This window comes from Bradyrhizobium sp. 134, assembly GCF_023074155.1.
Taxonomy (GTDB): domain Bacteria; phylum Pseudomonadota; class Alphaproteobacteria; order Rhizobiales; family Xanthobacteraceae; genus Bradyrhizobium.
This window is the reverse complement of the sequence record NZ_JADPKX010000014.1, coordinates 26539-49598: the sequence shown is the minus strand read 5'-3', so window position 1 is coordinate 49598 and position 23060 is coordinate 26539. Positions and strand designations below refer to the sequence as shown.

Sequence of the window (23060 nt, the reverse complement as noted above, 5' to 3'; positions counted from 1 at the left end):
CGGCATGGCGGTCGTCACTACCTCGAAGAAAGCCTGTTCGGTCAATCCGCTCAAAATGAGCCAGCCGATCGGCGGCTCATTTGCCTTCCTGGGACTGCGCGGCGCGATGCCGCTTTTGCACGGTCCGCAAGGTTGCACCTCCTTCGGGCTAACGCTGTTCGTGCGCCATTTCAATGAAGCCGTGCCGATGCAGACGACGGCCATGAGCGAGGTTGCCACCGTGCTCGGTGGCCACGAGAATCTCGAACAGGCGATCCTCAACATCTACAATCGGCTCGAGCCTGAGATCATTGGTATCAATTCGACTGGCGTCACCGAGACCAACGGCGATGACGTCGAAGCCTTCATCCGGTTGATCCGACAGAAGCATCCGAAGCTCGAAAAGCTTCCCCTTGTCTACGTCTCGACCCCGGATTTCAAGGATGCCTTTCAGGATGGCTGGGGCAAGACAGTGGCGCGGATGATCGAGATGCTTGTGGCTCCCGTCGACACGGCGAGACCGCGCGATATCTCCCGCGTCAACGTGCTACCTGGATGCCACCTCACGCCCGGCGATCTCGACGAGCTGCGCACGATTTTTGAGGATTTTGGGCTCAAGCCCTCGTTCCTGCCGGACGTCGCCGGTTCGCTGGACGGTCACATCCCCGACGAATTCACGCCCACCACGATCGGGGGCATTGGAGTGGACGAGATTGCGACCATGGGGCAGGTGGCCTGGACGATCGCGATCGGCGCGCAGATGCGCCGTGCGGCCGAGGCCATGCAGGTGCAGACAGGCGCGCCGTTCCGCCTGTTCGAGCGGCTCTGTGGCCTTATCCCAAATGACGAATTCATCGCCTTCCTGAGCCAGATCAGCGGCCGGTCGGTGCCCTGGAAATATCGCCGGCAGCGTGGACAGCTGGCAGACGCCATGCTGGATGCACATTTCCATATCGGCGGCCGCAAGCTCGCGATCGGCGCCGAGCCGGACTTATTATTCGATCTCTCCAGCTTGCTCCACGAGATGGGCGCACAGGTAAGTGCTGCGGTGACGACGACGAACTCACCGGTGCTCCAGCGGGTCAGGACCGAGGACGTCCTGATCGGCGATCTGGAGGACCTTGAAGAGCTTGCCAGGTCGCGTGACTGCGACCTCTTGATGTCGCATTCACATGGTCGCCAGGCCGCTTCGCGACTCAATGTCCCGTTCTTCCGGGTAGGCTTTCCGATGTTCGATCGCCTTGGCGCTGCGCACCTCACGATGGTTGGCTATCGCGGCACGCGCGATCTGATCTTTGACATTGCCAATCTGATCATCACCGACCGCGAAGCGAACCATGGGCCGACGCCCGACACCTGGCGATCAAGCTGCGGCGGCCCACAGGTCCATCCACCCCAGTTGCATTGAGCAGGGAGAGAAAACAACCCGGATGAAAGTTGCATTCGCCACTCAGGACTTGAAGCACGTCGATGCCCACTTCGGCTGGGCCAAGAACATCGTGATCTACGAGGTCGGCCCGGACGGGCATCGGTTCATCGAGGCGATCCAATTCGACGGTGACCTCACCGAAGACGGCAATGAGGATAAGCTCGCGCCGAAGATCGAGGCGATCAGGGAGTGCGCAATCCTCTATGTTGCGGCGATTGGCGGCTCGGGTGCTGCGCGAGTCGTCGCCAGGAACATCCATCCGATGAAGGTGCTGCAGCCAGAGCCCATCCACGACCTTTGCGTCAAACTCGAAACCGTGCTGAAGGGGTCGCCGCCGCCCTGGCTGCGGAAGCTGCTCACCAAAAGCCGGGATCGTACGGTGGATTTCGAAGCCTGAAGGAATAAAGATGGCCGATCCGTCTGAAGTCACTCCAGCCGCCGCCGCCGCGGAATGGCCATTTCTGAAAGAGCTCATCAAGATCTGGCGCGCCCAGGACACCCACGGCGCCTGGGAGGGCAAAAAGGATCTTGAGCTGCTCGAACCCTACGTTCTCGATAAGCGCAAGCGCCGTGCGCTGCCGATCGTCGGCAATCCCGACCCGGACACGACATGGCGGCTGGAGCTGTTCTTCGACGCCGTTGCGCTCTCTATCGAGAAGGCAACCGGTGTGATGATCTCGCCAATGCTGAAGATGCATCACGAAGGGTTCGGTCGGATCGTGCTGATCGGCGGCCGGCTCGTTGTCGTGAGCAAGCAGCTGCGCGACGTGCATCGCTTTGGTTTCGACCATCTCTCTGATCTCGCCAATCAAGGCGACAAATTCGTCAACAGCGGCGTTGAGATGATCCGTAAGTTCCCGGAAGTGGCGAGTTGTTGAGGCAAGTGTGAGCGATATCGAAACTCTGAAAGCGGAAATAAAGAAGCTGTCGGCCAAGGCGACCCAGGCCAAGATGGACCTCCACGACCTCTCCGAGGAGCTGCCGGTCAACTGGTCGTCGATCCTGAGCGTGGCCCAGAAGGCCCACGCTGCCTTCAGCGAGCTCGAAAGCAAGCGCCAATATCTCGAGGCGCTCGACAAAACATAGCGGACGGTTAGCCATGTCATTCAAGACCCGCGACGGTCGCAATTGGAGGCCGGACTACCTGGTTTCTATCGATCCCACCAAGTGTATCGGCTGCGGCCGCTGCTACAAGATCTGCGGCCGTGAGGTCATGACGCTGAAGGGGCTAAGCGAGGGTGGCGAGATCATCGATCTCGACGAGGACGACGATGAGCTCGAAAAGAAGGTCATGGTGCTGAAGGACGAAGGCGCTTGCATCGGCTGCAGCGCCTGCGCCCGGGTGTGCCCAACAAACTGTCAGACCCACACACCACCTCGTTGATTCAGCTTTCTCCGACGAGATCGACGAGTGAGTTGTCAGATACAAGCTGGTAGGGAACTCCCAGATCCGACCTGTTCTGGCGTGAAGCCGGCAGTTGCCGAATCGGGCCGCGACCTCGCATGGACCGCCGGCGGCGAAGGCCAGCAGGATCGTGAAAACGACAATGCCGACACCTCGTTGAAGAGTGACTCGCCCTGCATCTCGACCTCGAGACTTTCAGGTGCCTTTACATTTTGAGCGTACCCATGACCGCTACCGGATCGGTCAGGCTGATGAGGCCGCCAGACACGAGCGCCAAAGACAGCGGCAGCGACTAACCAAGGAGACCAGCGGGCTGCCAGAATAGAAAGCCAAGGATAAACGTCGACGTGATCGTGGCGAAGGTGGCAAGCTCGATTCGGGGTACGGCGCGGCTTACCAACGTTGCGAGATCGACGTGGAGCGCTCCCCCGAAGAGCAAGAATGCTAACAGTCCCGGACATCGCGACGGACGTGAAGTCGATCTGGAGCACTGTCTTTGTTAGCGCTTCGAGCAGATGCGTGGCGACGAAGGCAGAGATCCCGCGTTTGCCTGACGCTTCTGGCTCGATTGCAAGGTTCGCGATAGTGATGACGAAACAGTGGATCAGCATACCGTAAGCCCTGTGCAAAAAAGCGGGCTTCGTGCCCCAAACCTTCATTGGGAACGCGTGTGCGCGGATCTCATTATGGCCTGCCTGCAACAGCAGTCCACTTGCGAGAGGCCGCATATATTCCAGCAACTGGAATCGTCATTCAGGAGAACTGATAAAGAAGGTGTCGCCAGTCTGGCGTCTGACGACTATCCGACACTGTTCTGTCGCCTTTGTTGGTCCGCGACACTGGCCTAGTTCGCGAGCTCTTGTCTGGCCTCAGGCTAATCCGCTGAAAGCAATCACAATCTTTTCCTTCTGCTGGGTCGGCCAAATTGGCACGAGTTTTGAAGCTCCTTCGTTGCGAGCCGGGAGCCGCCGACCGACCTTCATTTCGTGGATGACACCGCGATCGATGGAACGAAGAAAGAAAAGCAAAATGTCAAATCCGCATCAGACAGCATTCTATGGGCAGGGGGCCTCGGCGAAATCGCCCCGATGTTCTCAGCAGTTTGCCCGAGCGCCTGGCGCGCGCCGGTCGGATCAGCCAGCCAACAGGTAAGGAAGATGGACGTGCAAGAAACCACGGCAGCATGCCGGGACGCCTTCGCCGAACTGGCGTCGCCAGCGCGCACCCACGACCCGTATCCGTTTATGCGGTGGTTGCGCGAGCACGATCCGGTGCATCGCGCGGCGTCGGGCCTCTTTCTATTGAGCCGCCACGCCGATATTTACTGGGCGCTCAAGGCCACGGGCGATGCGTTTCGGGCACCGGCGCCGGGCGAACTGGCGCGCTATTTTCCGCGTGCGGCGACCAGCCGGTCACTCAATCTGCTGGCGTCTACAATAGCGATGAAGGACCCACCGGCGCATACGCGTCTGCGCCGGCTGATCTCGCGCGATTTCACCATGCGCCAGATCGAAAACCTGCGGCCGAGCATCGCGCGCATCGTCGCAGCGCGCCTGGACGGCATGGCGCCCGCGCTGGAGCGCGGGGAGCCGGTGGACCTGCATCGGGAATTCGCGCTGGCCTTGCCCATGCTGGTCTTGGCCGAACTGTTCGGCATGCCCCAGGACGACATGTTCGGGCTCGCCGCCGTCATCGACCCCATTCTGAAAGGCCTGGGCCCGCACGCTAGCGACCCCCAGCTCGCCGCGGCCGACGCGGCCAGCGCCAGGGTGCAGGCCTACTTCGGGGACCTCATACAGCGTAAGCGCACCGATCCCCACCACGACGTCGTGTCGATGCTGGTCGGCGCACACGACGACGATGCCGACACGCTGTCGGATGCGGAGTTGATCAGCATGCTTTGGGGCATGCTGCTGGGCGGCTTCTCAACCACTGCTGCGACCATCGACCATGCGGTGTTGGCGATGCTAGCGTATCCCGAACAGCGGCACTGGCTTGAGGGAGACGCCGTGGGGGTGCAGGCATTCGTCGAAGAAGTCCTGCGCCGCGATTCGCCCGTCATGTTCAGCACCACTATGCGGATCGCCCAGCGCGACATCGAATTGGGCGGCGTGGTGATCCCGAAGAACGCGGACGTGCGCGTGCTGATCGCGGCCGGCAATCGCGACCCGGACGCCTTCGCCGATCCCGACCGCTTTGATCCCGCGCGGTTCTACGGCACCAGTCCCGGCATGTCGACGGACGGAAAGATCATGCTGAGCTTCGGCCACGGCATCCGCTTCTGCGTCGGTGCGCAACTGGCCAGGGTGCAGTTGGCCGAGAGCCTGCCGCGGATCCAGGCGCGCTTCCCCACGCTGGCATTGGCCGAGCCGCCGACCCGGGAGCCCTCCGAGTTCCTTAGGACGTTCCGCGCGCTGCCGGTGCGGCTGCGTGGGCAGGGGGGCTGAGATGCGCGTCGTGGTCGACCAGGATCTGTGCGCAACCACCGGGCAGTGCGTGCTGACGCTGCCGGGCGCCTTTCGCCAGCGCGAACCGGACGGCGTGGCCGAAGTGTGTGTGGCGACGGTCCCGCAGGCGCTACACGCCGCCGTGCGGCTCGCGGCCAGCCAATGCCCAGTCGCCGCCATTCGGGTCATCGAAAGCGACGTTGGCGATGACGAGCGCGCCAGCGCCGACCCTGCGCCTTCTCCGGGAGAGGCCGAGCGGCATGCCGCGAAAGAACAACGCAATCCAGGAGGACACGATGGCGCGGTTTGAAGGCAAGATGGCCGTGGTGACCGGCGCTGGCGCCGGCATCGGCAAGGCAGCGCCCTCGCCATCGCGCGCGAGGGCGGCAGAGTGGTGGTGGCCCACATTGATGGCTCGGCGGGCATCGCCTGCACCGCGCAGATCGCGGCCGAAGCGGGCCACGCGGCTGGCCGTGGCCATGGACATCGCGGACGCGCAGTCGGTGGCAGCGCTGCGCGAGACGGCGGAGCGGCACTTCGGTGGGGTTGACCTGCTGGTGAACAACGCGAGCGACATGCATCTGACCCCGCGCCACTGCGCGATCCTCGACCTGGCCCTGACCGTCTCGGATGAGACCATGGCGACCAATCTGCGCGGCACGCTGCTCTGCTGCCCGCAGGCCATATCGCTCGCGGCGGTGGCGCGATCGTCAACATGTGGTCTTGGCAGGGGCTCAGCGCTGACCCCGCGCAGACGTCCTACGCCGCGTCGAAGGCGGCGATGAAAATGCTGTGGGCCTCGCTCGCCACCCAGTACGGTCATGCGCAGATCCGCTGTAACGCGATTGCGCCGGGTCTCGTCATGACCGAGCGTCTCCTAGCCAAGCTGGACGAGTGCATGCAACGGCATCCGCGGCGGCACCAGCTCCTGCCGCGCGTCGGCTGCGCCGAGGGACGTGGCCGCGCTGGTGGCATTCCTGCTCTACGACGATGCTGCGTTCATCACCGGCCGGGTCGTGTGCATCGACTTCGGCATGCTGGCGCATGTGCCGACGTGCGCCGAGCGTGGCAACAGCCGCGCCGCGCGGCCTGCCGACACACCGCCGAAGCGGCCGCGGCGCCGCGCTGCTGACCGACATGCTGCTCAACCCGCTGGACCGTCGGCACCGGCTGCGGCACGACATCCCGGTCGTGCCCGGCGCTTTCCCCCTGGTGGGGCATCTTCCCGCCATCGTCTGCGACCTGCCGCGCCTGCTGCGGCGCGCGGAAGGGATGCTGGGCAGCCACTTCTGGCTGGATTTCGGCCCTGCCGGACACATGATGACCTGCGTGGATCCGGATGCGTTCGCACTGCTCCGGCACAAGGACGTGTCCTCGGCGCTGATCGAAGAGATCGCGCCCGAATTGCTTGGCGGAACGTTGGTTACCCAGGACGGCGGCGCGCACCGGCAGGCGCGCGATGCGATCAAGGCGGCGTTCCTGCCCAAGGGGCTGACCCAGGCCGGCATCGGCGACCTGTTCGTGCCCGTCATCCGAGCGAGGGTGCAGGCGTGGCGCGACCGCGGCGACGTAACTATCCTGCGCGAAACCGGCGACCTGATGCTCAAGCTGATCTTCAGCCTCTTGGGAATCCCCGCGCAGGACCTGCCGGAATGGCATCGCAAGTACCGGCAACTGGTGCAGTTGATCGTCGCGCCCCCGGTCGACCTGCCCGGACTGCCCCTGCGGCGCGGCCGCGCCGCCCGCGACTGGATCGACGCACAGTTGCGCCAATTCGTCCGCGACGTGCGCGCGCATGCCGCGCGCACGGGGTTGATCAACGACCTGGTGAGCGCCTTCGATCGCAGCGATGATGGGATGTCCGACGACGTCCTGGTCGCCAATATCCGCTTGCTGCTGCTTGCCGGTCACGACACCACTGCCTCGACGATGGCCTGGATGGTGATCGAGCTGGCGCGGCAGCCTGTGCTGTGGGACGCCCTGGTCGAGGAGGCGCAACGCGTGGGCGCGGTGCCGACCCGGCACGCGGACCTGGCGCAGTGTCCGGTCGCCGAGGCGCTGTTCCGCGAGACGCTGCGCGTGCATCCGACGGCCACGCTCCTGCCGCGTCGCGCGCTGCAGGAATTGCAACTCGGCCAACGGCGCATTCCCGCGGGCACCCATCTGTGCATCCCGCTGCTCCATTTCTCGACCTCGGCGCTGCTGCACGAGGCGCCTGATCAGTTCCGCCCGTCGCGGTGGCTGCAACGCACGGAGCCGATCCAGCCGGTGGACATGCTGCAGTTCGGTACCGGCCCACACGTCTGCATCGGCTACCACTTGGTATGGCTGGAACTAGTGCAGTTCTGCATCGCCTTGGCGCTCACCATGCACAAGGCCGGGGTGCGGCCACGGTTGCTGAGCGGCGTCGAAAAAGGCCGGCGCTATTACCCAACCGCACATCCGTCCATGACAATCCGCATCGGCTTCTCATGAGCTGGCATCGCATCCCCGTGTGGCGAGGCAGCGGCGCCGGCGACGGGCGGCATTGCTGCACTGGGCGCGTGCGCTCGGTGCGACGCCGGCAACACCGCGGCGGCTCGGCGCTCGCCGTGGCCGTGTCAGGTACAAGGACATGAACAACATGCAGACCGGTTCTACGCTACACGACGACCGAACTGGCGTTTCCGCGCTCGGCGGATTGGGCGCGCAGGTGCGCGGCGCATCCGGCAGGCTGCTGCCGGAGATCTGGATGCAGGACGGCGCAAAGCGGGTCGAACAGGCGTTGGCGCGTCTTCTCTGCGCCGAAGACGATGGTGAGGCCGAGCTGATGGCGGCGATGCGCTACGCCACCTTGAATGGTGGGAAGCGCACCCGCGCCTTGCTCTGTCTGGCTGCCGGCGCACTGGCCGACACGCCGGCGCACATGCTCGACGACATCGGCGCCGCCATCGAGATGATCCATGCCTGTACCCTGGTCCACGACGACCTGCCCGCGATGGACGACGACGTGCTTCGCCGCGGCCTTCCGACCGTGCACGTCAAGTTCGGCGAAGCCACTGCGATCCTGGTCGGCGATGCGCTGCAGGCGCACGCCTTCCTGACCCTGGCGAGCCTGGATGTGCCGGCCGACAACCGTATCGCGCTCGTGCGCGAACTGGCGCAGGCGGTGTCCGCCGAGGGTGCCGCAGGCGGGCAGGCCATGGATCTGTCGCTGGTCGGAAAGCACGTCGAGCTGGACAGGATCGTGGCGATGCACCGGATGAAGAGCGGAGCGCTAGTGCGCGCGTCCGTTCGCATGGGCGCGCTATGCACCATCGCCGAGGATGCCGCGCACGCTGCGCTGTACTGTGCGCTCGATCGCTACACCGCCTGTTTCGGCCTGGCGTTGCAGGTGGTCGACGACATTCTCGACGCGACAGCTGATACCGCGACGCTGGGCAAGACCCCCGGCAAGGACGCGGCGGCGCAGAAGCCGACCTGCGCGTCGATCATGGGGCTGCAGGCAGCGCGCCAGTTCGCGCTGGATTTGTTGCGCGACGCCGGGGAGGCCATCGCCCCACTGGGGCCGCGTGCGGAACGGTTGGCGCAGATGCTGCTGCGGGCCAACGCGTATCTGTTCAAGCACGCGCCATGCGCATGAGCGCGCCCGTCTGCGTGGAGTCGCCCCTGTGCCGCTGCGATCGGCGGGCGGGAGCGATGCATGCTGCACTGTGTCCGAGTCCGCGGCGCCAATCGCAGCGGTTGCCCAGAACGGCCGCGGCGCGCTGCGCGCAAGCCTATGCGGCGGACCGGCGCCAGCATCGGCGCGTCGCCGCACCGGAGCAGGCGACCGTCCGGCGCTGCCCATGCGCGGGGCCGCGACCGGCCCGCGGCGACGTGCGCGGCGTCTGCCCGGACCGTCTGCAGAAGGAAAATCCCGAGTGAACGCGCTTTCCGAACAGATCCTTTCCGAATTGCGCCACCTGCTGAGCGAGATGAGCGACGGCGGCAGCGTCGGCCCGTCGGTCTATGACACGGCGCGAGCTCTACAGTTCCGCGGCAACGTCACCGGTCGGCAGGACGCATACGCATGGCTTATCGCGCAGCAGCAGGCCGATGGCGGATGGGGAAGCGCGGACTTCCCGCTGTTCCGCCATGCGCCCACTTGGGCGGCGTTGCTGGCATTGCAGCGTGCCGATCCTCTTCCCGGCGCTGCCGACGCAGTCCAGGCTGCAACACGGTTCCTCGAGCGCGAGCCCGATCCCTACGCGCATACGGTGCCGGAAGACGCGCCGATCGCCGCGGAGCTGATCCTGCCGCAGTTGCGCGGCGAGGCCGCATCCTTACTGGGCGGCGTGGCGTTTCCGCGCCACCCGGCGCTGTTGCCGTTGCGGCAAGCGTGCCTGGTCAAGCTGGGGGCGGTAGCGACGTTGCCGAGCGGCCATCCGTTGCTGCACTCCTGGGAAGCCTGGGGAACCTCGCTGAGCACCGCATGCCCGGATGACGACGGCAGTATCGGCATCAGTCCGGCGGCCACCGCCGCGTGTCGTGCGCACGCCGTGACACAGGGGAGCACGCCGCAGGTCGGGCGCGCCGACGCGTATCTGCTAGCGGCATCGCGGGCGACGCGCAGCGGCATCGAAGGTGTCGTTCCCAATGTCTGGCCGATCAATGTGTTCGAGCCATGCTGGTCGCTGTACACCCTGCATCTGGCCGGGCTGTTCGCGCATCCCGCGCTCGCCGAGGCGGTGCGCGTGATCGTCGCGCAGCTCGACGCGCGCCTGGGCGTGCGCGGTCTGGGCCCGGCCTTGCACTTCGCGGCCGATGCGGACGACACCGCCGTTGCGCTGTGCGTCCTGCGCCTTGCAGGCCGCGACCCGGCGGTCGATGCGTTACGCCATTTCGAACTCGGCGAGCTGTTCGTCACCTTCCCCGGCGAGCGCAATGCCTCGGTGTCGACCAACATCCATGCTCTGCATGCGTTGCGACTGTTGGGAAAGCCCGCCGCCGGGACCAGTGCCTACGTCGAGGCCAATCGCAACCCGCATGGTGTATGGGACAACGAAAAATGGCACGTTTCGTGGCTGTATCCCACCGCGCATGCGGTCGCTGCGCTGGCGCAAGGCAAGCCCCAGTGGCGCGACGAGCGCGCGCTGGCGGCGCTGCTGCAGGCGCAGCGCGACGACGGCGGCTGGGGCGCCGGTCGCGCGTCCACATTCGAGGAAACCGCCTATGCGCTGTTCGCGTTGTACGCAATGGACCGGAGCGAAGAGCCGACAGGGCGCCGGCGCATCGCGCAGGCGGTGGCGCGTGCGCTCGAGTGGATGCTCGCCCGCCATGCGGCGCATGCATTGCCGCAGACGCCGCTGTGGATCGGTAAGGAACTGTATTGCCCCACCCGGGTCGTGCGCGTGGCCGAGCTCGCCGGGTTGTGGCTGGCGCTTGGTTGGGGGCGGCGCGTCCCGGCCGAGGGAGCAGGAGCGGCGCCATGATCCAGACCGAACGCGCGCTGCAGCAGGTGCTGGAGTGGGGGCGTTCCCTGACCGGGTTCGCCGACGAGCATGCCGTGGAAGCGGTCAGGGGCGGCCAGTACATCCTGCAGCGCATCCAGGCGAGCCTGCGCGACACCAGCGCCCGCACCGGCCGCGATCCGCACGACGAAACGCTGATCGTGGCGTTCTATCGCGAACTGGCGCTGCTGTTCTGGCTCGACGATTGCAACGACCTTGGCCTGATCGCGCCGGAGCAGCTCGCTGCCGTGGAGCAGGCGCTGGGGCAGGGCGTGCCGTGCGCGCTGCCCGGATTCGAGGGCTGCGCTGTGCTGCGCGCTTCGCTGGCCGCGCTCGCCTACGATCGTCGCGACTATGTTCAGCTTCTTGACGATACCCGGTGCTACTGCGCGGCGCTGCGCGGCGGACACGCGCAGGCGGTAGGGGCGGAACGCTGGTCCTACGCCGAGTACCTGCACAACGGCATCGATTCGATCGCCTACACGAACGTGTTCTGTTGCCTGTCGTTGCTGTGGGGGCTGGACATGGCGACCTTGCGCGCGCGTCCGGCGTTTCGCGAGGTCCTGCGGCTCATCTGCGCGATAGGGCGCCTGCACAACGATCTGCATGGACGCGACAAGGACAGGTCGGCCGGCGAGGCCGACAACGCGGCGATCCTGCTGCTGCAGCGCTATCCGGCTATGCCTGCGGTGGAGTTCCTCAACGACGAGCTGGCCGGCCATACGCGCATGCTGCACCGGGTGATGGCGGAAGAACGCTTTCCCGCGCCGTGGGGACCGTTGATCGAGGCCATGGCGGCCATCCGCGCGCAGTACTACCAGACCTCGAGCAGCCGCTACCGCAGCGACGCTGCGGGGGAGGCCAGCGTGCGCCGGCCTGAAGGCGCGGGAGGCGGCGGCGTGCGCGCGCTGCCGTCGGTCCGATCCGACGCAACGCCGTCGCCCGATGCGACGGACGGAGCGAGCATGAGCGACACCGCCCTGAGCCGGCGCAAGGACGACCATCTGGACATCGTGCTGGACCGACGAACGGCGCCGGCCACGATCGCCCCCGGTTGGGAGTACGTCCGTTTCGAACACTGCGCATTGCCCGAGTTGGACCTGACGCAGATCGACCTGCGCGCCTCGCTGCTGGGCAAGACCATGCGCGCCCCGCTGCTGATCAGCTCCATGACCGGCGGCATGTCACGCGCCGAGGCCATCAACCGGCATCTGAGCGAGGCAGCGCAAGCCTTGGGGATTGCCATGTGCGTCGGTTCGCAGCGCGTGAGCCTGCAATCCCGCAACTCCCAGGGGCTGACGCGCGCGCTGCGCCGCCTAGCCCCAGACATTCCCTTGCTGGCCAATATCGGCGCCGCGCAACTGCGCGAGGCCGACGGCCTGGACCTGGCGCGCCGGGCGGTAGATGCGCTGGAGGCCGATGGACTCATCGTCCATCTCAATCCGCTGCAGGAAGCGCTACAGCCGGAGGGCGACCGCGACTGGCGCGCCGTCCTGGCGCAGATCGCTCGCGCCGCGCGCAGCGTGGGCGTGCCGATCGTGGCCAAGGAAGTGGGGTCGGGCCTGTCCGCCTCGGTGGCCTGTGCGCTCGTTGCGGCGGGCGTGGCGGTGATCGATGTCGCCGGCGCCGGCGGCACCAGTTGGGCCGCGGTGGAGGGCGAGCGCGCCCGCGATGCCGCCGACCGTACAGTGGCAATGGCGTTCGCCGATTGGGGGATTCCGACCCCAGCCAGCCTGCAGGCGGTACGTGAGGCGCTGCCAACGGTGAAGCTGATCGCGTCGGGCGGAATCCGCGACGGCGTCGACGTGGCCAAGGCCATTCGCCTGGGCGCGGACATGGCCGGGCAGGCGGCCGGCGTGCTGCGCGCGGCTACGGTATCCACCGAGGCGGTTGTCGCGCATTTCGAGATCGTCATCCGCCAGTTGGCCGTCGCCTGCTTCTGCACCGGCTCGGCTGATCTGGCGGCGTTGCGTCACGCGCGCTTGTTGCCATCGGCGCATCTGCCCGCCGGTTGATGGCGGCGTCGTCCGCACTTGCGGCGGGCGCCTAGTCTTACTCAGCCAGAAAGTCGCGGATGCGGGGATTCGCGGTGGTGGCGGATTTGCTCGGGTGCTGCTTCGTGCCAGGGAAGCGCCCCGCCATGCCCGACTGGACAGCCGAGAGTGAAGCCGCATTCGGCGCCTATGTCGATGCTTTGATCGGGGTGATCGGCCACGCCGAACGAGCTGAGCCCCTGACGGGGCCGGAACAAGGTGCGCCGGGAGACCGGCAAGGAGTAGATGGTGCAAGTCCATTGCAATGAAGGAGTAGCGATCGACCCCGAGTCATGGGCGATCCGTCGTGAGGAGACTTTCTGTGGTGTCAAACAAGGTTGTTAGGCTCAAGCAGTTTGTCAGCATCGTTTTGAGACAAAGCGGTGGCGGTGGAATGAAGGTTACGATCGAGGGCGGAACGAATTTGACGACACATGCCGGAGGAGGTCCGCATAGACAAAGAGCTGGGAGAGCCTGTTCGACGGCGACATCTTGCTTGTCGATGCGCCGGATCATGGCAGCGCTGCAGAGCGCGGTCGTGAATCATGAGGCGGAGACATATGCCCTTCTCGCCGGTTTTGCCCGGACTGCCATACACTCCGACCGGTCAGCGACTAGACGACACGCCGGATCCGAACCGTCTGCGGCACCATTGAGGTTCGCAATCCCCGATTGCCATCCAAGGCCGATCGAACGACACCGGAGCTGATGGAACTGATGGCGCGGCTAGGAAGCATGCTGCCCTAGCGGCAGGCGCCAAAGGTGCTGGCCGATTCCTGCCGACTGAACCGACCGAGACGCATGCGATCGTGCGCAAGGTACGATCAGGATCGGCAAGCGGCTCGACGACCAGGTCATGCAGGAAACTGGCGTGCGAGGTCCCAAACGGATGACCGATGGCACCTTGAGATGCAGCTTCCCGGAGCTCGGCGCAAAGAGTTCGTCATCAGCATCGATACGGCGTACGTTCGTAGCGCCTGATCAACATTCGGCGCGAATTTTCGAGCTCGTCGTGGCCAGATGCGCCCGCGGGGGACGGGGAGAAAGGGGCGGTTGCTATTTCTTAACCGGCAGCACCGACCATCAGGCAATCCGCGATCGTGCTCTTCGCCCTCTCTAGGAAGTCGGAATATCGCGGCTTTGGGGATGTGACGGTGATCTCGGACGGGGCCGAAATCTTAAAGCGGCTGCCCCGCGCCATGCCGAAACCAACGACCCACATCATCGACTGGTTTCATATTGCCATGGAGATCCAGCCCATACAGCAGATCGCCGATCGCATCGTACGATTCCGATCAGGCCCTTTTTGAGTGCTTCCAGCCATCGGCAGGGACGTCAGAACTGTGAAGTGGCGTCTGTGGGATGGGCGGGTCGGCCGCGCGATTCGCGACCTCGAGCAACTTCCCAGGACAGACTCAGTTGCGACATGCTGCATAGCTTCGCTTCGTTCTCACAACATTGAAGACGTGCGGCAAAGTCTGCTCAGCTATCGCTTGGCCTGGCTCGACCAACCGGCACCCCGCCGTCGCGTTTTACGGCTCTGCGGAATTGCATGTACGAGGCAAACCGCTTGACACTGGCTCCCTGGGTTCTCTCGAACGATGCAAACGTGTGCGTTACTCAGTCCTCGGTTCGGTCTCCATCATTCATGGGCGCAGCTCGTTGATCGGTTGGCGAGCATCGAACGCGCGACATCTCTGCGCCACGCAGGCTGGCAAAGGCCTGGAGCACAGCGCCAAAGCCGAACCATACATCGGCGATCCGCCCTCTGAAATGTGACCGCGACCATCAGCCGATCAGCATTGGATTGTCCTGATCCCCATGGATGCAGTCAGGCGCACGGTCGTGGCCAGCCGCCCCTCAGTGCAGTTGACGACAGTGCTCTTGGCCGACACACGACTAGCAGAGTGGCGGTGTGATCTCCCGAAAGGGAGGCCGGTAGTCCATCACCAGGGTTTGTCAGAGCCAGTCCCGGTGAAGCGGGCGCAGTGACTCTCTCCGCGGCATAGTCGTCGAGCTGGCGAGAGAGAGGTCTGCCTCAGACGGGGCGGTTTTCGCTTCTGTTTTTCACCGGCTCCATTTTGGCCAGGCCGTCCTCGTATGAAACTTCCCTGTATGATCCACCGATGTCCTTGGCCGCGTCGAGCAGGTAGTCGAGCCTACCGGCCGTACCGAGCTTCTTGATGTCATTCTTGTCGACGCCGGCGAGGTCCATCATCTCCTTCCAGACAGTTGATTCGTCGCAAGGCAGAATGCGGAAGGTGATGTCGCCTATCTTGGTGCGGTACTTCGCCAGCAGATCAATGTTGTTGCAGAAAATGAAATAGCTGCCTTTGGGGCTCAGCCTGCCATCCAGAACCTTTGCAGCCTCAGGTAGATACCCGAACGAATGCAGATATCCGGCAAGGACTGGGATAGTCGGTTCGCCTTCCTGCGCGATTGCAAGAACTTGTTCAATGGAATAGTCCGGCGGTCGTTTTTCGTCGGCGAGCTGGGCTTGGAACTTCAGCGCGATGTCGCCCCGAAATCCAAATCGCCCCGGCTTCGTTGTCTCGGTCTTAAGCACCGCATTCAGCAACCGCCCCTCCTTGTCCAACTGGCCAAGAGCGGTGTTGTCGATCGACGTCATGGAAGGCTCCTCATCAATCTGTCGTGTACATGCATCGCCAATGCGGCGTGTCCGCTGACCTTATGCAAGTTGTTTGCCGTGCGCCCATGTCTGCAGCGACGCACACGGTAAGCGGCGGATTGGCGCAATGTGCAGGGATAATACGTGCTGGCACCATCACGAGGTCTCGGCCGGATAAGGGCGGGACGCCCGAAAACCGCCTGTCGCAAATCAGACAGGTCGCAAATCGAATGGTCGCCGCGTTCAAAACCAATGGACTTCAGCTGCATCTCGATTGGCATGGGATTTGCGAATTGTGCCTCCGACAGAAACTGAGAGCGAGCCAGAAATGATCAGCCTAACGGATAGCGCCATCAACGCACTGAAGGCCGCAATCTCCTCGACGGCCCAGCCGGCAAGCGGTTTGCGGGTCATGGTCGAAGGCGGCGGTTGCCAAGGGTTCACGTACAAAATGGGTCTTGCTCATGAGCCGGTCTCCGATGAGCCCGTGTTTGAGCATGACGGGATCAAAGTCTTCGTCGACAAGGCGAGCCGGGCGCATCTCAACGGTACCACGATCGATTTCGTGGTGTCGCTCGAAGGATCAGGGTTCCGCTTCGATAACCCAAATGCCAAATCGAGCTGCTCCTGCGGCAAATCGTTCAGCTGAGCCGCCTTCGGACCATTCGCAATGGAAGGAGCATCGAACATGGGCCTGAAGGCTGAACGAACGAAGCAGTCTTCGAGTGCAGAGGCTTCCGATCGCGAGCGGATTGTCCGTGCCGTGCTCGATGAGATTCGGCCAAGCCTCAGGCGTGATCGTGGGGATTGTGAGCTCGTCGAAATCGAAGGCAACAAGATCATGGTCAGGCTCACCGGCGCCTGCATGTTATGCAAGCTCGCGAGAACGACGCTCGCGGCCAATCAGGCGCGCCTGATCGAGCGGCTCGGCGAGTTCGTCCGCCTGATCCCGCTCGCCGCGGCTGCCAAAGAGGGGCCTTAAGTGCAGAGCGGACAGTCCGTGCAGCTGATCTACCTGGATAACAACGCGACGACCCGTGCACATCCATCGGTAGTCGCGTCAATGCTGCCGTTCTTCTCTGGGCAATTCGGCAATGCGTCGTCCGGGCATGCATTCGGCACTGAGGTTGCGCTCGCATTGAAACAAGCGCGCCGGAAGCTGCAGGCCCTCGTTGGCGCGGCATTCGATCACGAGATCGTCTTCACCTCGGGCGCGACTGAATCCGACAACACCGCGATCCTGTCCGCGCTCGCCGTGCAGGAGGGACGCGACGAGATCGTCACTACGGCCGTTGAGCATCCAGCCGTGTTGTCCCTTGCCGAGGAGCTGGGCCGACGCGGAATCAAGACCCATGTCATTCCGGTCGATGCAAGCGGCCGATTGAACATCGAGGCTTATCGCAACGCATTGTCGAGGCGGACGTCAATCGCCTCGGTCATGTGGGCCAATAATGAGACCGGTACGATCTTTCCGGTGAAATCCCTCGCCAAGATGGCGCGCTCAGTCGGCGCGCTCTTTCACACCGATGCGGTCCAGGCGGTCGGGCGGATTCCGATTGACCTGAAGACTACGGACGTCGACATGCTGTCGCTCTCCGGCCATAAGCTCCATGGTCCGAAGGGGATCGGCGCGCTGTATGTGCGCAAGGACACCAGGTTCCGACCGCTGATCTTCGGCGGCGCACAGGAGCGGCATCGCCGCGCTGGCACCCAAAACGTTCCGGGCATTATTGGGCTGGGCAAGGCGGCGGAACTCGCTGCGGCACACCTCATACAAGAGCAGACGCAGATTGGCATGCTTCGCGACCGGCTGGAGCAAGGCATACTCGCTCTCGGCTGTTGCATCGTGCTTGGTGATATCAAGAACCGCTTGCCAAATACGTCCAACATCGCATTCGAGCATCTCGAAGCAGAGGCCATCGTCGACCACCTGAACCGCAACGGAATTGCCGCCTCGCTCGGTTCAGCCTGCGCGTCCGGCTCGATGGAGCCGTCCCATGTCCTGCGCGCGATGAGAGTACCACCGGCCTTTTTGCGCGGTGCGGTTCGCTTCTCGCTGTCGCGCGAGACGGCGCCGGATGAGATCGATCGTGTTCTGCAAGTCCTGGCGGACATCAATGCCAAACAGAGAGCCTTGTGGCGTGCGTGTCAGGAGCGCGCGGGCGAGAGCTCACAAGTTGCGGAGCTCCTATGAAGGTCATGATTCGCCGTTCGCCCGAGACGGGGCTTTCGATTTATGTGCCCAAGAAGGATCTTGAGGAGTCGATTGTCGAATGTGAGCACGAGACGCTGTGGGGTGGTTGGATTAGAATCGCGAACGGGTGGGTGCTCGACCTACCCGCGATGGCGAGTGACACCATCCTTCCAATTACGATCAATGCCAGAAAGCGCGGCGGCGAAGCAACCGAATGATGAATGCTGCGACTCCACAGAACCTCGCCAAACCAGCGGATGCGGAAGCTGTTCTTGGCGTAGCGGTCCGGCCTTTGCGAGGAAGGCCATCAATCCCTGGCTTTGGCTTGGCGTGGTCGAAGGTTCCAGCCGAACCTGCCGATGACTCCGGAAGCGGTCGAACCGTCCTTGGGACCCAAGATGGCGCCGACGCATGGTGTCAAACGCAATACTCGGCCTAGGCCTGCACTGTTGGGCCAGCGAGATGGCGTTGCCGGGGAGGCCTCGCGAGGGCCCATTGTGCTGACATCGCCAGCCCGGTCGTTACATTCCGCACATCTTCACAGCGTCAGGCCAATCGCTGCAACTCCGCAAGATACAGTTTCGAGAGGATTGGATCTCGCACCGGGCCAAGTCGTAGCTCGCAAATCGTGATGCAACGGTCGCGATGCAAATCCTTGAATCAGTCGAATTGCGCGAAGACTAAGGTTGTAAATGACGCATCGTCATACAAGGAGCGTCGACGACTCGCGAACTGGAAGGCCAACGCCCTCCGCTCCTGACGATGATCCCTATCTGTGGTTGGAACAAATAGAAGGCGCGCGGGCGCTGAACTTCGTCGAGCGGCAGAATAGCAGAACCCTGGAGGTGTTTGGCGGACCCGCAGCCGAACGAGACAGAGATGCGCTGACGGCGATTTACGACCGACCTGACAATATCCCCTATGTCAGCCGGCGCGGCGAGTATCTCTACAATCTCTGGAGGGACGCCAATAATCCACGCGGCCTCTGGCGGCGAACCACTCTGGAAGAGTATCGCAGGCTGAAGCCATCATGGGACATCCTGCTCGACCTCGATCAACTTGCGGTCAGCGAAGGCAAAGACTGGCTTCTGAAAGCCACGGCCGCACCGCCTGGAGATCACTCGCGATGGATCTTGAGTCTATCGCGCGGCGGAAGCGATGCCGTCACCTTGCGTGAATTCGACTCAGACACGAAGCTCTTCATCCACGACGGCTTTGTCTTGCCGGAAGCCAAAGGCAGCGGCGTATGGCTCGATTTTGATACGCTGGTGTTGTTAAGCTCCCATGGTGACGGCATGGCCGCGACCACCGGCTATGCGCGCACGGTGAGGCTGTGGCGGCGTGGTACGCATGTTGACAACGCGGCAGTGATCTTTGAGACCAAGGCCGCTCATGTGTCAGTCGGTTGCAGTGTTGACGACACTGTCGTGCCGCCCAGGATCTGGTTCCTCGATGCGACAGACGTCTCCAATTGCGTGGTCTGGCTGGGCGATGAAACGGGAGCCAAGACGAGGCTCGATTTGCCAAGTAACATCTGGATGCGGTCGCATCGCAATTGGCTTGCCCTGAAGCCGCGCGAATCCTGGTCTGTGGCAGGGCAGACCTATGCCGCGGATACGGTGCTCGTCATCGCGCTGCCGGCATTCCTGGCGGGCAGCCGCCAGTTCGACATTCTATTCGAGCCGGGCCCGCGCCGTGCGCTGCAGAGCTTCTTTTGGAGTGCGGGCAAGCTTGTGCTTTGCATTCTCGACGAACTCCGCCCAGTGTTCGAGATCTGCACGCCATCCGATCATCGCTGGAACCGCGAGCAATTGGGCGGGCTTCCTGATCTTGGCGTCGTCGACATCTGGTCTCTCGATCGCGATCCGTCCGAGAGCAATGGCGACTTGCTGGCTCACGTCGAGGATCCGCTCACCCCGCCGTCCCTCATCCTGCTGGAGCGCGGCGTTGGCAGTCCCGCCGTGCTGAAGCAGGCGCCGAAGACGTTTGCCGCGGAGCACTGCGTAGTCACGCGGCACGAGGCCGTCTCGATCGACGGTGAGCGAATTCCCTACCTACAGACCGGCCCGGTCAGACAGACCGGCAACGCGCCGGTCCATCTGAGCGGATATGGCGGGTTTGGAACGTCCGTGAAACCGTATTACAATTCCGCGCTCGGTAAGCTTTGGCTTGACTGCGGCGGCACCACGGTTCAGGCAAATTTGCGCGGCGGCGGTGAGTTCGGCACGCGCTGGCACGACGCCGGCCGGCTGGCCGGCAAGAGATTGTCGCATGACGATTTCGCAGCCGTCGCCGCCGATCTCGTTAAGCGCGGCGTGACACAGGCCAAGCGGATCGGGGCCGAGAGTGGATCGAACGGCGGCATCCTCATTACCAACATGCTAACGCGATATCCTGGGCTCTTTGGCGCACTGTTCTGCACCGTCCCGCTGATCGACATGCGCCGCTACACCAAACTGCTCGCCGGGGCGAACTGGCTCGCCGAATATGGCGATCCCGACAACGCTGAGGAGTGGGAGTGGCTGAAGACCTATTCTGCCTATCATGCTGCAAGACCCGGGCAGTCCTATCCACCGATCCTGATGGCCACCAGGCGGCGGGACGATCGCGTCCATCCCGGACATGCGCGCAAAATGGCAGCGAAGCTGCAGGCGATGGGCTATGAGGCTTATTTATACGAGCATGCCGCCGGCGGCCACGGCTGTGGCAAGGACAACAGGGAGCACGCCGGCTTGTTGGTGCTGGGCCTGCGTTTCCTGAAGAGCAGGATCGGCTGGCTGGATACCGAGGACGGGAGCGACGTAGTGTAGTTGTTGGACGGCAGTTCGTGCGATGTCGACCGAGGCGGCTGCAGCTTTACGAATCTGAGGCGTCCACACCCGCACCACCTATTCGAGATGCCTACCAACGTTTGGACGCACGGTCCAATTCGTGGCCGTCGGGACTCTGGGCACCAGGCGTTTCTCTTCACCTGCCCGACAATGCGTCCGGAGTGTCAGGAAAGGGCCCGCGTGATCTTCACGACATAGGTCGGTAACGGGTTTCTTGTCTGCATCTAGGAAGCATCGCCGGTTCAAGTTGTCCTTCAAAGCGTCCGGAACGTCTTTTGCGGATTGTGCTTTGCATACGCGTCACATTTCGGCGACAAGATCAACTTTCAACGACACCAGCCGCCATGTCTTTGCCCAAGGGCATAGATGAACCAGCGTACCGCCCTCGTAATAGCGCTGCCGGGCGCTGTTGTGATCGCAATTCTGTCAGCTTTCGAACATGAGTTGGTAAAACGGACATTCGAACGGACGATGCTTAACTGCTTGGAGCGAAACACAAAATACGTTTGTGGCAGGTATGGCACGCCAGTTGCTCTTGCCTTTTCAGAACTCTGGGGATGCTTGCTGGAGGGATTCGGCTTGCGAAGAGAATTGGAAAAATGAGTACTTCAGCGCAACACCAGGTAGCCTGCGGCGGCAGCGACATCAGCGAGACCATGCAAGTCATGGCTAAGCACAACAGCTGCGGTACGGTCGGTGGGAGCGACAAGGCCAGGTGCCGATCTCAGGCCGGCATCGGCAATGTGCCAAATGAGGTCTGGGAAAAGGTGAAGAACCATCCCTGCTACAGCGAGGAGGCGCACCATCATTATGCCCGGATGCATGTCGCCGTCGCACCCGCCTGCAATATCCAGTGCAATTACTGCAATCGTAAATACGATTGCGCAAACGAATCGCGCCCCGGCATTGTCAGCGAGAAGTTGACGCCGGAGCAGGCCGCCAAGAAGGTGCTGGCGGTCGCTTCCGCCATCCCTCAGATGAGCGTGGTCGGCGTTGCTGGCCCCGGCGACCCCCTGGCGAATCCGGACAAGACATTCAAGACCTTCGAGCTCGTCAATAAACTCGCGCCAGATATCAAGCTGTGCCTCTCGACGAACGGTCTGGCGCTAGCTGATCATGTCGACACGATTGCAAGACTTAAGGTCGATCACGTGACGATCACGATCAACATGATCGATCCCGATATTGGCGCAAAAATCTATCCCTGGATCTTTTACCGCCACAAGCGCTACACCGGCATTGAAGCTGCAAGCATCCTCAGCAATCGGCAGCTCCAGGGCCTGGAGATGCTCACCGCGCGCGGCATCCTGTGCAAAGTCAACTCGGTGATGATTCCCGGGATTAACGATCAGCATCTGGTTGAGGTTAACAAGGCCGTGAAGTCGCGCGGCGCCTTCCTGCATAACGTGATGCCGCTGATTTCGTCACCCGAGCACGGCACCGTGTTCGGTCTCAGCGGGCAACGCGGCCCGACCGCACAGGAAGTGACAGCATTGCAGGATAGCTGCGAAAGCGAGATGAACATGATGCGTCACTGTCGCCAGTGCCGCGCCGACGCCGTCGGACTGCTCGGGGAGGACCGCGGCGCCGAGTTCACCATGGAAAAGATCATGGCCATGGACATCAAATATGATGAACAGGCCCGAAAGGAGTATCAGGCCAAAGTCGAGAAGGCGCGCATTGCAAAGCTTGCGGCCAAGCAGGAGCAGCTTGCTGGGCTTGCCAGCGCGTCCAGCGAAATCAAGGTGCTGGTGGCGGTTGCAACCAAGGGCTCGGGATTGGTCAACCAGCACTTCGGTCATGCCAAGGAGTTCCAGATCTACGAGCTCTCAACTTCGGGCGCAAAATTCGTTGGCCATCGTCCTATTCATTCCTATTGCCAGGGCGGCGATGGCGAGGACAGCAAGCTCGAAATCGCCATCGATGCCATCAACGACTGCCATGCCGTGCTCGTGTCAAAGATCGGCGGCTGCCCGAAGGCCGAATTGATCAAGGCCGGAATCGAACCGGTCGATCAGTACGCCTGGGAGTTCATTGATGGCTCGGCGATCGCCTGGTTCAAACTCTATCTCCATAAAGTCAATGAGGGGAAGATCAAGCACATTGAGCGGGTCGATCCGGCGGCCCGCCGCAATGCGCTGATTTCCGCCGCCTGAGGATGGGTTCAGACAATGCCGTTCAAGATCATCGCCTCGCAATGCACGGGCTGTTCGGCCTGCGAAACGCAGTGCCCGAACTTCGCTATTTCCGAGCGAGCCGGCATTTTCCTGATCGATCCTGAGAAATGCACCGAGTGCGCCGCCTACTTTGATGAGCCCCAATGCGTGGCGGTTTGCCCGGTTGACAATACATGCGTGCTTGATACGGCGCTGCCGCGTCACCAGGCTGCTTGAGGGCCACGATGGATGTCACTACGACACTCGTTCAGAAACTCGGGCGGATGATGCTCCGCCTTCACGAGGCGCCGGCCACGGCTTTCCCCTTCTCAGACCGGGTGGACGGCTCTCCCTGGTCGCTAACCTTTTCGCCAGTTGTCGACCCATATTCTGGCAACGCGCACGTGGGCGGGAGCGCTCGAGCTATTCCTGTCGACCCGAAGGCCGCTGTCTTGGGCGTCAAGGATCAATTTCGCCGATGGACCC

The 23060-nt window shown here is 63.1% G+C and carries 20 protein-coding genes and 2 pseudogenes; 21 read left to right on the top strand and 1 reads right to left on the bottom strand.

Going from position 1 to position 23060, the window contains the following annotated elements:
• Positions 1 to 4 precede the first annotated feature (4 nt).
• The 14 genes and pseudogenes from nifN to IVA75_RS05405 all read left to right on the top strand — a co-directional run bounded on the left by nifN (position 5) and on the right by IVA75_RS05405 (position 14074).
• Positions 5 to 1387 (top strand): nitrogenase iron-molybdenum cofactor biosynthesis protein NifN, encoded by a 1383-nt coding sequence (nifN, locus tag IVA75_RS05475; RefSeq protein WP_247285927.1) that lies wholly within the window; start codon positions 5 to 7, stop codon positions 1385 to 1387.
• Positions 1388 to 1409: 22 nt separating this feature from the next.
• Positions 1410 to 1805 carry a nitrogen fixation protein NifX gene (gene nifX, locus IVA75_RS05470; protein ID WP_247285929.1) on the top strand — a complete coding sequence of 132 codons (396 nt, stop codon included), beginning with the start codon at positions 1410 to 1412 and terminating at the stop codon, positions 1803 to 1805.
• 10 nt (positions 1806 to 1815) lie between these two features.
• Entirely contained in the window at positions 1816 to 2286 is a 471-nt protein-coding gene (locus IVA75_RS05465) for a NifX-associated nitrogen fixation protein (protein ID WP_018457677.1), read from the top strand.
• A 7-nt stretch (positions 2287 to 2293) separates the two neighbouring features.
• The gene (locus IVA75_RS05460) at positions 2294 to 2494 is read left to right on the top strand and encodes a CCE_0567 family metalloprotein (RefSeq protein ID WP_018457678.1); all 201 of its coding nucleotides are present in this window, start codon (positions 2294 to 2296) and stop codon (positions 2492 to 2494) included.
• Positions 2495 to 2507: 13 nt separating this feature from the next.
• Entirely contained in the window at positions 2508 to 2792 is a 285-nt protein-coding gene (gene fdxB / locus IVA75_RS05455) for a ferredoxin III, nif-specific (protein WP_247285932.1), read from the top strand.
• A gap of 1178 nt (positions 2793 to 3970) precedes the next feature.
• Entirely contained in the window at positions 3971 to 5260 is a 1290-nt protein-coding gene (locus tag IVA75_RS05450; RefSeq protein ID WP_247285968.1) for a cytochrome P450, read from the top strand.
• A 1-nt stretch (position 5261) separates the two neighbouring features.
• On the top strand, positions 5262 to 5570 hold the full coding sequence (locus tag IVA75_RS05445; RefSeq protein WP_247285933.1) for a ferredoxin: 309 nt from the start codon (positions 5262 to 5264) through the stop codon (positions 5568 to 5570).
• Positions 5557 to 6392, top strand: a pseudogene (locus tag IVA75_RS40310) (SDR family oxidoreductase). The gene IVA75_RS05445 and the pseudogene IVA75_RS40310 overlap by 14 nt, the downstream one beginning before the upstream one ends.
• Positions 6393 to 6397: 5 nt before the next feature.
• On the top strand, positions 6398 to 7735 hold the full coding sequence (locus IVA75_RS05430) for a cytochrome P450 (protein ID WP_026233421.1): 1338 nt from the start codon (positions 6398 to 6400) through the stop codon (positions 7733 to 7735).
• 148 nt (positions 7736 to 7883) lie between these two features.
• Positions 7884 to 8882, top strand: a complete 999-nt coding sequence (locus IVA75_RS05425) for a polyprenyl synthetase family protein (protein WP_247285969.1) — start codon at positions 7884 to 7886, stop codon at positions 8880 to 8882.
• 280 nt (positions 8883 to 9162) lie between these two features.
• The gene (locus IVA75_RS05420) at positions 9163 to 10713 is read left to right on the top strand and encodes a hypothetical protein (protein ID WP_247285934.1); all 1551 of its coding nucleotides are present in this window, start codon (positions 9163 to 9165) and stop codon (positions 10711 to 10713) included.
• Positions 10710 to 11611, top strand: a pseudogene (locus IVA75_RS05415) (hypothetical protein). The gene IVA75_RS05420 and the pseudogene IVA75_RS05415 overlap by 4 nt, the downstream one beginning before the upstream one ends.
• A gap of 85 nt (positions 11612 to 11696) precedes the next feature.
• On the top strand, positions 11697 to 12746 hold the full coding sequence (fni, locus tag IVA75_RS05410) for a type 2 isopentenyl-diphosphate Delta-isomerase (RefSeq protein ID WP_247285935.1): 1050 nt from the start codon (positions 11697 to 11699) through the stop codon (positions 12744 to 12746).
• Between the two features lie 1118 nt (positions 12747 to 13864).
• Complete coding sequence (locus IVA75_RS05405; protein ID WP_247285936.1) at positions 13865 to 14074, top strand: hypothetical protein; 210 nt, start codon at positions 13865 to 13867, stop codon at positions 14072 to 14074.
• A 728-nt stretch (positions 14075 to 14802) separates the two neighbouring features.
• Here IVA75_RS05405 and IVA75_RS05400 read toward each other — a convergent pair.
• Entirely contained in the window at positions 14803 to 15393 is a 591-nt protein-coding gene (locus tag IVA75_RS05400) for a hypothetical protein (RefSeq protein WP_247285937.1), read from the bottom strand.
• A gap of 328 nt (positions 15394 to 15721) precedes the next feature.
• Between IVA75_RS05400 and IVA75_RS05395 the strand changes: the two genes are divergently transcribed.
• The 7 genes from IVA75_RS05395 to IVA75_RS05365 all read left to right on the top strand — a co-directional run bounded on the left by IVA75_RS05395 (position 15722) and on the right by IVA75_RS05365 (position 22811).
• Positions 15722 to 16042, top strand: coding sequence for an iron-sulfur cluster assembly accessory protein (locus tag IVA75_RS05395; RefSeq protein WP_247285938.1), 321 nt, complete (start codon positions 15722 to 15724; stop codon positions 16040 to 16042).
• A 21-nt stretch (positions 16043 to 16063) separates the two neighbouring features.
• Entirely contained in the window at positions 16064 to 16375 is a 312-nt protein-coding gene (locus IVA75_RS05390) for a NifU family protein (RefSeq protein WP_247285939.1), read from the top strand.
• Between the two features lie 18 nt (positions 16376 to 16393).
• Positions 16394 to 17587, top strand: a complete 1194-nt coding sequence (gene nifS, locus IVA75_RS05385; protein WP_247285940.1) for a cysteine desulfurase NifS — start codon at positions 16394 to 16396, stop codon at positions 17585 to 17587.
• Positions 17584 to 17805, top strand: coding sequence for a putative nitrogen fixation protein NifT (nifT, locus tag IVA75_RS05380; protein WP_018457694.1), 222 nt, complete (start codon positions 17584 to 17586; stop codon positions 17803 to 17805). Before nifS ends, nifT begins: the two co-directional genes overlap by 4 nt.
• 474 nt (positions 17806 to 18279) lie before the next feature.
• Positions 18280 to 20397: a prolyl oligopeptidase family serine peptidase gene (locus IVA75_RS05375; RefSeq protein ID WP_247285942.1), complete on the top strand. Its 2118-nt coding sequence runs from the start codon at positions 18280 to 18282 to the stop codon at positions 20395 to 20397.
• A 620-nt stretch (positions 20398 to 21017) separates the two neighbouring features.
• Positions 21018 to 22574, top strand: coding sequence for a nitrogenase cofactor biosynthesis protein NifB (gene nifB, locus IVA75_RS05370; RefSeq protein WP_247285944.1), 1557 nt, complete (start codon positions 21018 to 21020; stop codon positions 22572 to 22574).
• Positions 22575 to 22589: 15 nt separating this feature from the next.
• A complete protein-coding gene (locus tag IVA75_RS05365; protein WP_247285945.1) occupies positions 22590 to 22811 on the top strand; it encodes a 4Fe-4S binding protein in 222 nt (73 codons plus the stop codon).
• The last annotated feature ends 249 nt before the right edge of the window (positions 22812 to 23060 follow it).

Bases quoted from the DNA above. Each gene is read 5' to 3' on its own strand.
- nifN (WP_247285927.1), top strand. From the start codon at position 5: ATGGCGGTCGTCACTACCTCGAAGAAAGCCTGTTCGGTCAATCCGCTC.
- nifX (WP_247285929.1), top strand. From the start codon at position 1,410: ATGAAAGTTGCATTCGCCACTCAGGACTTGAAGCACGTCGATGCCCAC.
- IVA75_RS05465 (WP_018457677.1), top strand. From the start codon at position 1,816: ATGGCCGATCCGTCTGAAGTCACTCCAGCCGCCGCCGCCGCGGAATGG.
- fdxB (WP_247285932.1), top strand. From the start codon at position 2,508: ATGTCATTCAAGACCCGCGACGGTCGCAATTGGAGGCCGGACTACCTG.
- IVA75_RS05450 (WP_247285968.1), top strand. From the start codon at position 3,971: ATGGACGTGCAAGAAACCACGGCAGCATGCCGGGACGCCTTCGCCGAA.
- IVA75_RS05445 (WP_247285933.1), top strand. From the start codon at position 5,262: ATGCGCGTCGTGGTCGACCAGGATCTGTGCGCAACCACCGGGCAGTGC.
- IVA75_RS05430 (WP_026233421.1), top strand. From the start codon at position 6,398: ATGCTGCTCAACCCGCTGGACCGTCGGCACCGGCTGCGGCACGACATC.
- IVA75_RS05425 (WP_247285969.1), top strand. From the start codon at position 7,884: ATGCAGACCGGTTCTACGCTACACGACGACCGAACTGGCGTTTCCGCG.
- fni (WP_247285935.1), top strand. From the start codon at position 11,697: ATGAGCGACACCGCCCTGAGCCGGCGCAAGGACGACCATCTGGACATC.
- IVA75_RS05400 (WP_247285937.1), bottom strand. From the start codon at position 15,393: ATGACGTCGATCGACAACACCGCTCTTGGCCAGTTGGACAAGGAGGGG.
- IVA75_RS05395 (WP_247285938.1), top strand. From the start codon at position 15,722: ATGATCAGCCTAACGGATAGCGCCATCAACGCACTGAAGGCCGCAATC.
- IVA75_RS05390 (WP_247285939.1), top strand. From the start codon at position 16,064: ATGGAAGGAGCATCGAACATGGGCCTGAAGGCTGAACGAACGAAGCAG.
- nifT (WP_018457694.1), top strand. From the start codon at position 17,584: ATGAAGGTCATGATTCGCCGTTCGCCCGAGACGGGGCTTTCGATTTAT.
- IVA75_RS05375 (WP_247285942.1), top strand. From the start codon at position 18,280: ATGACGCATCGTCATACAAGGAGCGTCGACGACTCGCGAACTGGAAGG.
- nifB (WP_247285944.1), top strand. From the start codon at position 21,018: ATGAGTACTTCAGCGCAACACCAGGTAGCCTGCGGCGGCAGCGACATC.
- IVA75_RS05365 (WP_247285945.1), top strand. From the start codon at position 22,590: ATGCCGTTCAAGATCATCGCCTCGCAATGCACGGGCTGTTCGGCCTGC.